A 14,148-nucleotide genomic window follows, 5' to 3' on the forward strand; every position below is an offset into this window, starting at 1 on the left:
AAGAGGCATGGACAAATGAAGACCACTTTTTCTGCAGAGGGCCGAAAGGGCTGGATGAGCCTTCTGGCTTCTGCCAGCGAGGTCCGACTGACTGAGCTATGGCGGGACTGCGGGGCAGATCCCGACTGCGTTTTTCTGCGCGCGCCTGAGGTCGGCGGCATTATGGTGAGGGGCCGCATGGGCGGGTCCGGCGCGCCCTTCAACCTGGGTGAGATGACTGTCACTCGCTGCGCGCTTTCGCTGGAGGACGGCACCGTTGGCCACGGCTGCGTGCAGGGCCGCAGCAAGGCCAAGGCAGAAATTGCCGCCAAGGTCGATGCGCTGATGCAGACCGATGCGGCGGCGAGCTTGCGCGTAGCGGTGCTGGCACCCTTGGCCGCGGAACGGCAGGCGCAGAAAGACGCCCGCGCCGCCAAGGCGGCAGCGACAAAGGTCGAATTTTTCACCATGGTGCGGGGAGAGGACTAATGAGCCTTCAATCCCACAATGCCATCTATGCGGGCGGTTTCAGCAACCCACCGGTGGCTGCGGCACATGCCTTCCGCGCGGCGATGAATGCAATGGCCAGGCCCGGTAAGCTTCAGGATATCACTGGTGCCGAACCGCCCGAGGGGATCTCAATTGCGGCAGGCAGTCTGCTGCTGACACTTTGCGATCCGGAAACCGGCGTCTATCTGGCGCCGGACGTAGACACGGACGCCTTGCGCGGCTGGCTGACGTTTCACACGGGCGCGCCGGTTGTCCCGGCGGAGCACGCGGATTTCGCGCTAGGTAGCTGGGACGCGCTGCTGCCGCTGAACCGCTTCCGCATCGGCACCCCGGAATACCCTGACCGTTCAGCCACTTTGATTGTTGAAACCCCTGGCTTTGCTATGCCCAACGCGGTGCTGAATGGTCCCGGGATCAGGAGCGCCATCCGGATGCAATTGCCAGAACTGGCGGCGTTCCAGAACAATGCGGCTCTTTACCCGCTGGGAATGGACTTTTTCTTCACTGCGGGTTCGCAGGTGGCAGGGCTGCCGCGCTCAACCTTTGTCGCTGCGGAGGCCTGAGCCCATGTATGTTGCAGTCAAAGGCGGTGAGCGCGCCATCGAAAACGCCCATACTTGGCTGGCCGAGGAGCGCCGCGGTGACAAGGAAGTGTCCGAACTTTCGATTGCCCAGATCCGCGAGCAATTGAGCCTGGCGGTGAACCGGGTGATGGCAGAAGGGTCTTTATTTGACCCTGATCTGGCTGCGCTGGCGATCAAGCAGGCACGAGGGGATCTAATCGAAGCGATCTTTCTGATCCGGGCCTACCGCACCACCCTGCCGCGGTTTGGGTGCTCGCAGCCGGTGGAGACCGGAGAGATGTCTTGCGACCGGCGGATTTCGGCGACCTTTAAGGATGCGCCGGGAGGGCAGGTTCTGGGACCGACATTCGACTACACTCACCGTCTGTTGGACTTCAAATTAGCGGCTGAGGGCGACGTTGCGGAGGCGCCGGTTGCGGAAACTCGCACACAAGCCACGCCGCATATCACCGGATTCTTGCAGGGTGAGGGCATTATCGAACAGGAGCCTGCCTCAAACGCGGTGCCGGGAGATCTGACACGCGAACCGATGTCCTTCCCTGCTGGGCGGGCGGTGCGGCTGCAGTCGCTGACCCGGGGCGACGAGGGGTTCCTGCTCGGCATGGCTTACTCCACCCAGCGCGGCTATGCCCGCAACCATGCGTTTGTCGGCGAACTGCGTATCGGCACTGTACCTGTCGAGATGGAAATCCCGGAACTGGGGTTTGCCATCGAAATCGGCGAAGTGGAGCTGACCGAATGCGAGACGGTGAACCAATTCAAGGGTTCCAAGACGGTGCCGCCGCAGTTCACCCGCGGCTATGGTCTGGTCTTTGGCCAGTCAGAGCGCAAGTCGATCGCCATGGCGCTGGTCGACCGTGCACTGCGCTGGGAGGAACTGGGCGAGGACAATTCTGGCGCGCCTGCGCAGGATGAGGAATTTGTCCTGAGCCACGCCGATAACATTCAGGCCACCGGCTTTCTAGAACACATCAAGCTGCCCCATTATGTGGATTTTCAATCCGAGCTGGAACTGGTTCGTAAGCTGCGCCGGGAAGCGGCAGAGCTTGCTGAGACGCTGGCGGCAAAGGAGGCAGCGGAATGAGCTTAGTCGCCTCCACCGCCGCCTGCGTCACCTCCGGCGAATCCTTCGCTGTTGTGGCCTTGGCCCCAAGGACGGTCAGAGCCAGGGCCATAGGACGCAAGGCTTGCATCAACCGGGTCAATACTCGTGTGATTATGTCCAGATGGGCGGCGCATCGCGTGGTCATAGCCGCCTGCGCGCAAAGTGCGAAAAATGCGCACGAGAGCCCAAATCAGGACGCCAAGCCCAACCGCCAAGAAATAGCCGAGAGTGTCTTCCATCGGAATTCAGCGCTCCTATCCGGCATGAGCCACAAAATTCTAGTTCGAGGTCATGATGTCTGACTACAACTTTGCATACCTTGACGAACAGACGAAGCGGATGATCCGCCGGGCGATCCTCAAGGGGCTGGCGGTGCCGGGCTATCAGGTGCCCTTTGCCAGTCGCGAGATGCCGATGCCCTATGGCTGGGGCACCGGCGGTGTGCAGGTCTCTGCCGCGACTCTGACTCCGTACGATACGCTGAAGGTGATCGACCAGGGGGCGGACGACACCACGAACGCGGTGTCTATCCGCAAGTTTTTCGAAAAGACGGCGGGGATTGCGACCACCGAGGAGACGAAAAAAGCCAGCATCATTCAAACCCGGCACCGGATTCCGGAAGCGGAGCTGACGGAGGATCAGATCCTGGTCTACCAGGTGCCGATCCCGGAGCCGCTGCGCTTTCTGGAGCCGCGTGAGACTGAAACCCGAAAAATGCATGCCTTGCAGGAATACGGGCTGATGCATGTGAAGCTCTATGAGGACATCTCGCAACATGGTGCCATCGCCACAGCCTATGCCTATCCGGTGAAGGTGGAGGGGCGTTACGTGATGGATCCATCGCCGATCCCGAAGTTCGACAATCCCAAGATGGAGATGGCAGCAATCCAGCTGTTCGGAGCCGGCCGGGAGCAACGCATTTATGCAGTTCCGCCTTACACGCAGGTCGTGTCGCTGGATTTCGAGGATTATCCGTTTCAGGCCAGCAAGGCAGATCACCCATGCGGCCTCTGCGGGGCAGAAGACAGCTATCTGGATGAGGTCATCCTGGATGATGCGGGCAACCGGATGTTTGTCTGCTCGGACACCGACTATTGCCGTTCGCGGCGCGAAGCGGGTCAGGTTGGCCAATTGGGTGAGGAGGCAGCGTGATGATACCTTTGCTGCAAGTAAAAGGCGTTGCAAAAAACTACGGAGCGCGGATCGGCTGCACAAATGTGAGCTTTGATCTGCATCCCGGCGAAGTGATGGGCATCGTTGGCGAAAGCGGATCCGGCAAATCAACCCTTTTGAACTGCCTGGCGGGCCATCTAACCCCAGACCGGGGTGAAGTGATATTCAACACCCGTGCGGACGGGCCACTGGATACCGTCACCATGTCCGAACCAGAGCGGCGGATGCTTTCCCGCACCGACTGGGCGTTTGTGCATCAGCATGCCCGTGACGGGCTGCGGATGTCAGTCAGTGCAGGCGGCAACATCGGCGAGCGGCTGATGGCTGTGGGGGACCGCCACTACGCCACGATCCGGGAACAGGCCTCTGATTGGTTGGGCCGGGTAGAGATCTCTGAAAGCCGCATTGACGACAGACCTTCGGCTTTCTCCGGAGGTATGCAGCAGCGGCTGCAGATAGCCAGAAATCTCGTGACCGGCCCACGGCTTGTCTTCATGGACGAGCCGACCGGCGGCCTCGATGTTTCGGTTCAGGCGCGGCTGTTGGATATGCTGCGTGGCCTGGTGCGGGAAATGGGATTGAGCGCGATCATCGTGACGCACGACCTAGCGGTGGTGCGCCTGCTGGCAGACCGTCTGATGGTGATGAAGAACGGCCATGTGGTGGAAACCGGGCTGACAGATCAAGTGCTGGACGACCCCCAGCATGGCTACACCCAGCTGCTGGTTTCCAGTGTGCTTCAAGTCTGAGGGTAGGGTGATGATTGAACTGAAGAATGTATGCAAGAGCTTCACGCTGCACAATCAAGGCAGCGCGGTGATCCCAGTGATGCAACACGCCACGCTGAGTGTGAAACCCGGAGAGTGTGTCGGATTGACCGGAGCGTCCGGGGCCGGCAAGTCAACCCTGATGCGGGTTATTTACGGCAACTACCTTGCTGCTTCCGGCAGTGTCATGGTCGGCTGTGTCGATGTTGCCAAGGCCGAGCCTCGCGAAATCCTGGCCTTGCGGCGTGAGACGCTGGGCTATGTCAGCCAGTTCCTGCGGGTAGTGCCGCGGGTGCCTGCTCTGGATGTGGTGGCCGAACCGCTGCTGTCCGTTGGCACACCGGTGGATCAGGCACGCAGCAAGGCTGCTTCGTTGCTCACACAGCTCAATATCGCGGAACGGCTATGGGGGTTGAGCCCGACGACGTTTTCCGGCGGTGAGCAGCAGAGGGTGAACATCGCGCGCGGATTTGCTTATGACTATCCCGCAATGCTGCTGGATGAACCAACGGCTAGTTTGGATACCCGGAACCGAGCCACAGTGCTGGCGCTGATTGAGGAAGCAAAAGCGCGCGGAGCGGCGATCATTGGGATCTTCCACGATGAAGCAGCACGTGAACAGGTTTGTGATCGCTTTGTGGACGTCACTGAATTTTCTCCCAGGGCAGCGGCATGAGCGTATCAGCCAAGAAAGGCCCGGTTATCGCTGTGGTTGGACCGTCGGGGGTTGGCAAGGACAGCCTCATGTCCGCTCTTGCTGTTTCTGGCCCCCAACTGCGGTTAATGCGCCGGGTGATCACCCGCGCGCCGGAGGCGGGAGGTGAGAATTATCAGGCGGTATCAGAAGCAGAGTTCTCCGCCCTGGCCGGAAACAGTGTTTTTTCGCTGCACTGGCGGGCGCATGGGCTGCACTATGGCATTTCCCGCGACATTGAAAGCTTGCGTGAGGGCGCGGGCGGAGTACTGGTGAACCTTTCCCGGGCTGTGCTGCTGGAGGCCCAGAAAAAATTTGGAGATTTTATTGTGCTGTCGGTGACCGCACGCCCTGAGGTGCTGGCAGACCGGCTTGCTTCCCGCGGGCGGGAAGACAGGGATGAAGTGCAGCGGCGTCTTGCCCGCGCCGTCAGCCCGCTGCCGACAGGACTGAACCGTGTCCATCAGATCGACAACAGCGGTTCCCTGAGCGCTGCGGTGAACGCTGCGCTGGCAGCCCTTCAGCCAGAGAGGGCGTAGCGGTGGATCAGATGAAACTTGCCGTCCTTTGCCTCGCCGACCAACGCCAAATCGCGGATCACAATGCGCGCAGGCAGCAACGGAAGCAGATGCGTCTCCAGCGCGGTTTCGACGGCAGGCAGTTCTGGTTTTGGCAGCTTACCTGTGAGGGTGATGTGAAACCGGAACTGGTTCAGAACATAAGGGTAGCCCCATCGGGAGAGGTTCTCGTCCTGCACGGGCGTCAAGCCCGCAGCCCGTCGGCGCTGCAGCTCGGCCTCGGAAGCGGGAGCTCGAAACGCGTCGAGTTCCGTGACGCAGGCCGCGGCCAGAACCTTCAGCGCCGTTTGGTCTCCGGTTGGACACAAGGCCAGGAAACGGCCAAGGCGGGCCAGATGAAGGCCATCAAGGATGACAGGTTTCTGAGCCGCGGCGAAGGTTTCGCAAGCCGATTCCAGCGAAGCGGCGGACTGGCCTGGGGCAAGACGGAACGGCGGTTTCATCGTTGCGTGCAATCCGTATTTGCGCGGCACATCCGTGATCTCGCCAATGTCCAGATAATTCACGGCCGGATGGGGCAGCTCAGCACCCGATTCAATATCCCAGCCGAGCCAGCTGGCGGCAAACCGGCTCCACTCCATTTCCGCGGGTGGGGCGTAATAGATCGCGTATCGCGTGAATGTCACATTGGCCTCCTAAACGTGGCCTTCCATAGCTCGAAAGATGTGAAGTTCAGATGACAGAAGAGATGATCCTTGCCAATGCTGCTTTGGTACTGCCGGGTGAGATCCGAACCGGCAGTGTGAAAATCGCTGGTGGTGTGATTGCAGACATTTCCGAAGGACGGTCGGTGCCGGCTGGTGCTGTGGACTGCGCAGGAGATTACGTCAGTCCAGGTTTGGTGGAATTGCACACGGACAACCTGGAACGCCACATCCAGCCACGCCCAAAGGTGGGCTGGCCGCATGCCAGCGCAATTATTGCCCATGACGCAGAGCTTGCTGGTACCGGCATCACCACAGTTTTTGACGCCATGCGCGTCGGGTCGATCAGCCGCCGCGAAAGCCGTTATGGCGCTTATGCCCGGCAGCTGGCATCGGAGCTTCTGGAGCTGCGGGCTGCTGATGCGCTGAAAATCTCCCACTTCCTGCATCTTCGGGCAGAGGTTTGCACTGATACCCTGGTGGAGGAGCTGAATGCTTTTGGAGAAGGCGACCGTGTCGGGCTGGTCTCGCTTATGGATCACACACCGGGGCAGCGCCAGTTCCGGGACCTCTCCAAGCTGGAGCAGTATGTAAAGGGAAAACACGGCTTTGATGACGCTGCATTCCACGCCCACATCGCGCATTTGATGGAGCTGCAAGAAACTTATGGGGCCTTGCACGAAGCGGAGGCTGTTAAAGCTGCAAAGCGGTTTGGTGCTGTGCTGGCAAGCCATGATGATACCACCGCGGCTCAGGTGGCTGTCTCTGCGGAACATGGCATCCGCCTAGCCGAGTTTCCGACCACGGTAGAAGCCGCACAAGCATGCCACGCCTTTGGCATCAGGGTCATGATGGGGGCACCGAACCTGGTCCGCGGAGGCTCGCATTCCGGCAATGTGGCAGCGCAGGAACTGGCGGAGCTGGAACTGCTGGACATTCTATCGTCTGACTATGTGCCTGCGGCGCTGCTGATGGCGGCAGCCAAGCTGGGCAGCCTGTGGGGGGATATGGCGCGGGGGATGGGCACCGTGACCCATGCACCTGCCGCCGCGGTTGGGCTAGACGACCGGGGACGATTGGAGACTGGCAAGCGTGCCGACCTGATCCGGTTCGGCCTCAAATCAGGCACTCCGGCTTTGCGCGGGGTTTGGGCGCGTGGCCTGCGGGTAGCTTGAATGGACTGCGCCAGGGGCGGTTGAAGCGTGCGTGCCCAGCGTTTCCCGGCCCTGCGCCGGGCAGCGCTGGCGTCAGTTGACGCGATAAAACATATAGCGCCCCGCGGGTATGCCTTCGGGGCCGCCCAGTTTCTCGAACCCGGATAGCGGCTGACCTGAGACGATGATTCCGCCCGGCACCATGACCCGGGCAATTGCTGGCGACAGGGCTGTGGCCTCGGCGACGTCTTTCTCCTTGACGCCAAAACCGAAATCATAATGCGCCAAGGCTATCTTGCGGCCTTCAGTGGCGAGCCGCTCCAGCATCGGCCTTGCTTCGCCCTGCAGAAAATCCTTCTCTGGCGGCACGCAGGAAGGGTGGCATTGCAAAATCCGGTCAATCACCCAGATTCTTCGGCTGCCAAGGATTTCGCGCAGGTGGTCATAGGTGCGCCCATTGCCGAGCCCCATGTCCAGAACATCGCCATCCATCGCACTGATTTGCTTCGCGGCCCAGTTCAGGCCGTCACGCTGGGCGGTCAGGCGGCGCAGCATGGAATCGAGACGGCTCATTCAGGACATCCTCTCATCATAAATCCAGGCCTCCCCCGGACCAGCCAGCAGTCTTCCAGCCAGCGCGCTGATGAAAGACCAGATAGCTTCATCATGCACCTGATGGTGGGTGAGGAGCCCATAAGGTTCCGCATTGTCTGCATCACCAAGGCGCCGGTCACGCAGCTGGCGAACCACCTGCTTGATCAGTTGCTCAGGCGGCAGAAGACCGCGGCCGCCTTTCCAGTCAACCGGATCCAGATGTGCATTCACCCGCAAGAGGCCAGAGGCGGGTTTGGCTGCCTTGCGCGGTGTGAACGTCGAAACCGCAGTGAAACCCGCACCCGCCAGCCAAGTCAGCAGGTCAGGCGAGATCCGGTTCCACGGTGGAACGAACATTGGCCGCAGGCTGCTGCCAAACATCTTCTGCAATGCAGTCAGACCGCGCTCAGCATCGTCCAGCAGCTCCTCCAGCGGGCGGTGAGCACCGAACTCGGCCTTCTTTTCGCCTGCAGGCGCGTGGTTTTGGTGCGCCCAGCCGTGGACGATCGGGATGAGCGACGGGTTCTCTGCGATAAACCGGGCCAAATCAAGTGTAGCGCCATGCGGGATCACGGCCAAATGCACCGGCAGATCAAGGTCTTCTGAGAGCGCTGCCAACCGTTCAAGCTCGGCGGAATGTGACATCGCATCGTCGTCCCGCCACCACAGGGGCAGCGTCATTCCCGCTTCTTGCCAGTGATCCAACTCCCGGTCCAGATTGCTCCAATCCGCCGTCATACTCGCCCTCCTGCAAGCTCTGCGGCAATCTCCACGCTCCGGGCGGCTCCGTCAAACCTGAAACCGCCTGCTAGCCGCGGCGGAGCCTGCATTGCCGCCTTGACCGCAGTGCATAGCGTTTCGGGAGAGAGCTCTGCCGTCTTGAGTACTTTGATGCCGTCCAGTGGAGCAAGGCTGGCAGCACGCAGGCCCTGTTCGGTCTCGTTTCCAGCGTCGAACGGCACCAAGACGGCAGGCGTGCCTGCCTGCAAAAGATCTAGCGTGGTGTTGTAACCGCACATGCTGACAGAGGCGGCCGCGTGGCAAAGCATTTGGCGGAAATCTTTGCGGGCGGGTTCCAGCAGGGCTGGGGAGCCGGTCCTGGCAAACTCCGCAATGCGCATCTCTGCATCTGATCCGCCTACCAGCAGCCGCCAGGAGGTGTCCGGCATCAGCCTTGCAGCATCCAAGGCACAACGGTAGAGCGGTGTGCCAACATTGCCGCCGCCTGCGCTTACCAAAACTTCTCCAGTTCCTGCCTGCTGCGGGTGCGGGCCCGCGGCAGGAGGGGCCACATAACCGGTGTAGCGCAGTTTGGCTGCAAGCGAACCGGAGACCGGCCAACTGGCTTTGAGCCGGGTGGCAGCGGGGTCGGAATGGACCAGCACCGCATCATAATATTTTGCGACGACTGCATCTGCCCTTTCCGCTTTCTCCGGTTTGGAGGGCGGCGCGAGGATATCGCGGATGGATGACAGGATAACTGGCCGCAGTGGCTGCGCGTGAGCGGCCTCCAGGAGGGCGAGGAACTCCCTGCGCAGGGAGCGGCGCCCAAAGGGGTAGAGCTCTGTGAGCAAGACGTCAGGCTGCAGGTCTCGCAGCGCAGTGCAAAGGGCCAATTGGCGGCGTGCCAGATATGCCTCATCTGCCTGCGCGTCATCGTCCGCCATAAGCCGTGTGAAATCCAACCCATCCGAACGCAGCGGTGGCAGCTGGATCAGCTCGATTCCCTCGGCGCTCAGCTGCGGCGCAGGAAACCCGCCAGACGCAATCTGCACTTTATGGCCTGCCGCGTCGAAAGCCCGGGCCAATGTCAGCGCGCGGGACAAGTGGCCGGTACCCAGCAGGTGCGTGACGGCAATCAGGACTTTCATGAGTCATCCTTGCGAAGCAGCCGCACCGGGTTTGCCCAAGGTATGAGGTTTGTCTCGTCAACTTCCACGACGAACAGGCGGTTGCGTTTAATGCGAAATGGGGCAGGGCCGTTGAAGTCCCAGCCATGCGCTCGTGCCAAAATCATCCGCATGACACCGATGTGGCAGACGGCAAGAGCGTCCTGGGTCAACCCGCTAAGCCAGGGCGCAATCCTGGACCAGACCTCTTTTGGAGTTTCCCCGCCGGGCGGGCGATAGTCCCAGCCCCAGCTCTCGATATCGCGGAAACCGCTGCTCGGGTCTGCTTTCAATTCCGCGCCATGAAGGCCTTCCCAATCGCCCCAGTTCATTTCTGTCAGCTCAGGTGAGGTGCGGGGAGGGTGTCCGGCGACAAGCAGAGCGGTTTCTGCTGCGCGCATCAGCGGGCTGGACCAGAGCATTGCTTGCTTCCACTCCGCGGGCAGAGCATAGCCGCGCAGCTCCGCCCGGGCCGCGTCATCTAGCGGGATATCGCTGCGGCCCTGGATGCGGCCAGCGCGGTTCCAGGCGGTGTGGCCATGTCGTAATAGGGCAAGACGGATCACTCAGAAGGCTCCATCAGTGGCAGAACGGTATCCCAGAACCGCTTGGCGGCGGCAGGCGCAAGATGCCTGTTTGCAATATGCGTGCGGGCTTTCAGGGCAGTCTGAGTGCGCAGAGAGCGGTTTGCAAGCAGCTGGCCAGCAAACGACGCAAGAGCCTCTCCTCCCTCCTCGGCAGCTGGGTAGTGACCAGGGAGCAATACATCCCGAACGCCAGGGCGGTCCTGGGCAACGATCGGCAGGCCATGGGCTTGCGCCTCAAGAAAAACCATTCCAAAGGCCTCATTGACGCCAGGCCACAGAAAAAGGCTTGCATTTTCATAGGCCTTGGCCAGTTCTGCACGGCTGAGCTGGCCAAGAAAGCGAACTCTATCCGAAAAGGGAGACATCAGCGCCTCGATTTCGGGCCGGGCCGGGCCGTCGCCGGCAATGTCCAAACGCCAATCGCCCGGCAGATGGGCAAGCGTTTCTGCAATAATGCTGTAGGAGGCAAGTTTATCGCCCGCGCGCATCATGCCTGCTACCAGCATCGGCCCGTCCAGAGAGGACGCAGCAGGCAGTGCGCTAAGAGGCAGGAAGGGAGGGAGAGGTGCCACTGTCTGATTGCCGAACCGGTCGCGTTCCAGCGCGAAGCGGTCCTGTTCAGTGAAATAGAAAATCGCGGCGGCAGCATCGGCTGCGGCATGGGCTGCCTTGGCGAAGTGCTCCCAGCCGCCAGTCAGCCTTTTTTTTGCGCGGGTAGATTCGATTTGCACGTAGGGTATGCCGCGGGCGTGCGCCACGACAGGACCGATCAGGTCCGGCGCTTTGTAGTAGTTGTGATAAGTGACCCAGAGGTCCGCCTCCTGCATTTGTTCAATTAGGCGGCTGGATTCGATTGCTGCCTGTGAGCGCAGATTGCTTTGCAGCTCGGTATCGCCGTGTTTGTCATAGGTCCGAATGTCTGACACCAGTTGCACTTCGGCGCCGCTTGAGCTCATGAGATCAATCAAATTGCGGGCAATTTCACGATCACCGGAGGGCACAGGGTGGTGAGGCGGCTTCATCGGGGCGTAAAAGGCAACCCGTTTTCCCGTTCCGGGCAGCACCGCCATCAATCGCACTGCAGCATTGCATTCAGCCGCTTGGAAAGCTGCGTAATGCCGGGGTCCATGCCAAAATCTGTGCGCAAGCGTGCAAGGGCGGCACCCGCCATCTCAGCAAGCTTCTGCGGCTGGCGGGCAGCATAGAGCATCGCTTCGGCCAGCGCCTCCGGACTGTCTTCGCTAAGCAGCCCATGGATGCCGTGGTCTATGAACTCAGGAATCGCCGACACAGGGGTCGAAAGGATCGGAAGGGTCTGCGATGCCGCTTCCATCAGGACATTGGGCAGTCCGTCGCGGTCGCCGTCTGCGGCTACCCGGCTGGGCAGAATGAACAGGTCCGAGGACCGCATGGCCTCTATCACTTCAGGCTGGTCGCAAGCACCGCGCCAGGTAATGCGATCGGAAATGCCTTCGTCTTCGGCCATGCCCTGCAGCAAGTCGCCCAGCCCGCCTCCGCCGATGTGGGTCCAGTGCCAGTCAAGGCCTGAAGGCAGCAAGGCCAGCGCAGCGATCAGCCTGTCGAAACCTTTTTTCTCGACCAGGCGTCCGACAGACATGAAGTGAACCGGGTCCTGGGGCAAGCGCGGCTGACGTTCCGGTGGAGCGGGAAAGCGTGTAAGGTCCAGCCCGTGGTATACGAGATCGACCCGGTCAGGTGTGTCAGCCATTGCCTGCAGGTGTCTGGCGCCAAATCCGGTGCAAGTGGCGCCGAAGGCGGCACCATGATGGGTCCGGGAAAGCTTTTCGCGGATCTCCCAGTTTGGCGAGGTCCAGATGTCCTTGGCATGGGCCGAAAAACTCCATGGCAGACCGCGCATGATCGCTGCGTAACGGGCGACAGAAGAAGGCGTGTGCAGGAAATGCGCATACAGGCCAAGCACCTCATCGGGCATCTCTGCTGCCAGTACACAGGCTTGGCCAAACCGGCGGATGCGGTTGGGGGTTGCATCCCGGCGCAGGTCGGCGCGCCAGATCTGGTATGCCTCTTCGTAACCCACCATTTGTTGTGCGGCAGCACGGGCGCGCCAGACCCGATCCGGTTCCTCGTACAGATACTCTGGCAGGTAGTTCACCCTGGCCTTCAGCTGCCTGTGCAAGGGATGGCGCTTAATGTCGGTCGGGTGGCGCAGCGACCAGATTTCAAAGTCATGGCCAGCTGCCTCAAGGGCAACCAGCTCCTGCGCGATGAAGGTCTCGGACAGGCGCGGCCAGCCCTTGACCACCACCGCAAGCGGCGGGCGGGCAGTGTTCATTCGGCGGCCTCTTTGCGGGTGTCCTGAAGCAGCGATGCAACGCGCCGGGTCACATAGTCCAGCCCGTCCAGCAAGCCTTCAGAGCCGGCGGCAGAGGGAGGAGGCTGTGTTGCCAGCGCACGGATCGCCTTGGCCAATGCTGGTGCTGTCCATCCATCACGGGTTTCGTCCAGCATTGTAGTGAGGCCGATCTCTTCAGCCCGGCTGGCGCGTATCCATTGCTCCAGCCGTGGTGTCGTACGGGGCACAATCACTGCTGGCTTGTCAAAAGAAAGAACCTCGCAAAAGGTGTTGTACCCTCCCATGCAAACAACGCCCTTTGCGCCGGCAAACAGGGTTTCAATCTGGGATTCAAAACCAACTGCGGTGACGCGGCCATTCAGGCGGGCAACGCGTTCTTCGAAATCCTCACGGGTCTCTCCGGACAAGAAAGGACCGTAAACCAGAACCGCACGGGGAGAGAGGTCCGGGTCGGCCTCATAGGCAGACAGTACCAGATCAACCATCATTTCGCCATCACCGCCGCCGCCGGGCGTGACTAAAAGGTAGGGTTGCTCGGGCGGTTCCCCAACCTGGCCAAGATCGCGGCGCAAATAGCCGGTCCAATGCATGCGTGCCTGCATTTCCGGCGTGAAGGGCAGCCCTGCGGTCGGATCGTATACGGAACGAGGGCCGTAGACCCAGATCTCATCATAGAAATCACGTGTGGCTTCTACCGCGTGCTTACGCTCCCATTCGGCTGCCAGCACTTCAGGTTCATCAAGCACATCCCGCAGGCCCAGAACCATCCTGCAACGCCCGCGTGTCTTCAGCAGATCGAGTGCCGGCATTAGCTCGCCGCGAAAACCTGTCGGCTCTTTGTCAGCGACCAGCACATCCGGATCATATTGTTCGACGGTCGAACGGATCAGGGCCGCGCGCAACTCCGCAGTTTCCTCAATGCTCATTCCCATTGTGCGCGACGCATAGGAGCCGTCAGCACGCTTGATTACGCCGGGCAAACGTACATGGTCGACCCTGGACGGAAAGGAAAACCGGCCTGCCACCGGCGAGCCTGTGAGGATAAGGGCCGAGGCGTCAGGGTCGGCTGAGGTGATCGCACCTGCCAGCGCCCGCGACCGGCGCAGGTGTCCAAGCCCGAATGTGTCATGGCTATAGAACATGATACGGGGGCCGCGCCTGGTGAATTCTGCCTGGGAATGGGGGATGCCTGTTTCCGTCATGTCATTGCCTGAAAGGATTGCCGGACAGGGTCAGGCACCAGGGAGCAGCGGCAGAGAAAAAACGGCAACCGTTGCTGCCGCTCGTCTCCGGGCGCGTGCTTTCATGCTCGGCCATCTTCCGCCTCAATTTGCACGCCCGGTGTCCATTTGCAGCAGGGCGTGGTCAGTATTTTCTTCAGCCGCTTCCGGTCCAGACTGGTTGCTGCCGGGGCCGCGGCATTGCGGCTGTCCGCCCGTTGGGCAGATATCTGAATTTGTATAGCCCGGAGCCGGGGTGCATGCAATCGTGCGGCATTGTTGCAAGGCGCACGGTAATTTGCGTGCGCGCCATTTGCGCAACGGCCCGGCAGATG

General features: G+C 61.0%; 16 protein-coding genes. 8 read left to right on the forward strand and 8 right to left on the reverse strand.

All coding sequences use genetic code 11. The features are described 5' to 3' along the window. Nucleotides 1-15: 15 nt before the first annotated feature. From phnG to phnN, 7 genes are all read left to right on the forward strand, one after another. Nucleotides 16-468, forward strand: coding sequence for a phosphonate C-P lyase system protein PhnG (gene phnG / locus RA24_RS11415; protein ID WP_039191588.1), 453 nt, complete (start codon nt 16-18; stop codon nt 466-468). Beyond that, the gene (gene phnH / locus RA24_RS11420) at nt 468-1,052 is read left to right on the forward strand and encodes a phosphonate C-P lyase system protein PhnH (protein ID WP_039173762.1); all 585 of its coding nucleotides are present in this window, start codon (nt 468-470) and stop codon (nt 1,050-1,052) included. The genes phnG and phnH overlap by 1 nt, the downstream gene beginning before the upstream one ends. A gap of 4 nt (nt 1,053-1,056) precedes the next feature. Beyond that, nucleotides 1,057-2,157, forward strand: a complete 1,101-nt coding sequence (locus RA24_RS11425) for a carbon-phosphorus lyase complex subunit PhnI (protein WP_019297229.1) — start codon at nt 1,057-1,059, stop codon at nt 2,155-2,157. Between the two features lie 315 nt (nt 2,158-2,472). Beyond that, nucleotides 2,473-3,330 (forward strand): alpha-D-ribose 1-methylphosphonate 5-phosphate C-P-lyase PhnJ, encoded by an 858-nt coding sequence (locus tag RA24_RS11430; protein ID WP_039191804.1) that lies wholly within the window; start codon nt 2,473-2,475, stop codon nt 3,328-3,330. Beyond that, nucleotides 3,330-4,100 carry a phosphonate C-P lyase system protein PhnK gene (gene phnK / locus RA24_RS11435; RefSeq protein WP_039191591.1) on the forward strand — a complete coding sequence of 257 codons (771 nt, stop codon included), beginning with the start codon at nt 3,330-3,332 and terminating at the stop codon, nt 4,098-4,100. The genes RA24_RS11430 and phnK overlap by 1 nt, the downstream gene beginning before the upstream one ends. Before the next feature lie 10 nt (nt 4,101-4,110). Next, entirely contained in the window at nt 4,111-4,794 is a 684-nt protein-coding gene (phnL, locus tag RA24_RS11440; RefSeq protein WP_019297225.1) for a phosphonate C-P lyase system protein PhnL, read from the forward strand. Continuing rightward, nucleotides 4,791-5,351: a phosphonate metabolism protein/1,5-bisphosphokinase (PRPP-forming) PhnN gene (phnN, locus tag RA24_RS11445; protein WP_019297224.1), complete on the forward strand. Its 561-nt coding sequence runs from the start codon at nt 4,791-4,793 to the stop codon at nt 5,349-5,351. The genes phnL and phnN overlap by 4 nt, the downstream gene beginning before the upstream one ends. Here the strand turns inward: phnN and RA24_RS11450 are convergent. Continuing rightward, nucleotides 5,333-6,016, reverse strand: a complete 684-nt coding sequence (locus RA24_RS11450; RefSeq protein WP_039149486.1) for a DUF1045 domain-containing protein — start codon at nt 6,014-6,016, stop codon at nt 5,333-5,335. The two genes, phnN and RA24_RS11450, sit on opposite strands and share 19 nt — an antisense overlap. 50 nt (nt 6,017-6,066) lie before the next feature. Between RA24_RS11450 and RA24_RS11455 the strand changes: the two genes are divergently transcribed. After that, nucleotides 6,067-7,209 (forward strand): alpha-D-ribose 1-methylphosphonate 5-triphosphate diphosphatase, encoded by a 1,143-nt coding sequence (locus RA24_RS11455; RefSeq protein WP_039149483.1) that lies wholly within the window; start codon nt 6,067-6,069, stop codon nt 7,207-7,209. Nucleotides 7,210-7,281: 72 nt separating this feature from the next. On the opposite strand, the gene RA24_RS11460 is transcribed toward RA24_RS11455, so the two are convergent. From RA24_RS11460 to RA24_RS11490, 7 genes are read right to left on the reverse strand one after another with little or no spacing between them, the layout of a single operon-like run. Then, nucleotides 7,282-7,761, reverse strand: coding sequence for a class I SAM-dependent methyltransferase (locus RA24_RS11460; RefSeq protein ID WP_019297221.1), 480 nt, complete (start codon nt 7,759-7,761; stop codon nt 7,282-7,284). After that, on the reverse strand, nt 7,762-8,520 hold the full coding sequence (locus RA24_RS11465) for a polysaccharide deacetylase family protein (protein ID WP_039173767.1): 759 nt from the start codon (nt 8,518-8,520) through the stop codon (nt 7,762-7,764). It abuts the gene before it with no gap. Continuing rightward, a complete protein-coding gene (locus RA24_RS11470; RefSeq protein ID WP_039191594.1) occupies nt 8,517-9,653 on the reverse strand; it encodes a glycosyltransferase family protein in 1,137 nt (378 codons plus the stop codon). The genes RA24_RS11465 and RA24_RS11470 overlap by 4 nt, the downstream gene beginning before the upstream one ends. Continuing rightward, nucleotides 9,650-10,237 carry a histidine phosphatase family protein gene (locus RA24_RS11475; RefSeq protein ID WP_039191597.1) on the reverse strand — a complete coding sequence of 196 codons (588 nt, stop codon included), beginning with the start codon at nt 10,235-10,237 and terminating at the stop codon, nt 9,650-9,652. Before RA24_RS11475 ends, RA24_RS11470 begins: the two co-directional genes overlap by 4 nt. Beyond that, nucleotides 10,234-11,328, reverse strand: a complete 1,095-nt coding sequence (locus RA24_RS11480; protein ID WP_039191599.1) for a glycosyltransferase family 4 protein — start codon at nt 11,326-11,328, stop codon at nt 10,234-10,236. The genes RA24_RS11475 and RA24_RS11480 overlap by 4 nt, the downstream gene beginning before the upstream one ends. Further along, nucleotides 11,328-12,572: a glycosyltransferase gene (locus RA24_RS11485; protein WP_039191601.1), complete on the reverse strand. Its 1,245-nt coding sequence runs from the start codon at nt 12,570-12,572 to the stop codon at nt 11,328-11,330. The genes RA24_RS11480 and RA24_RS11485 overlap by 1 nt, the downstream gene beginning before the upstream one ends. Further along, nucleotides 12,569-13,795 carry a glycosyltransferase gene (locus tag RA24_RS11490; RefSeq protein ID WP_019297215.1) on the reverse strand — a complete coding sequence of 409 codons (1,227 nt, stop codon included), beginning with the start codon at nt 13,793-13,795 and terminating at the stop codon, nt 12,569-12,571. Before RA24_RS11490 ends, RA24_RS11485 begins: the two co-directional genes overlap by 4 nt. Nucleotides 13,796-14,148: the final 353 nt, after the last annotated feature.

The sequence above is a fragment of the Leisingera sp. ANG-M6 genome, assembly GCF_000813905.1.
Classification (GTDB): domain Bacteria; phylum Pseudomonadota; class Alphaproteobacteria; order Rhodobacterales; family Rhodobacteraceae; genus Leisingera.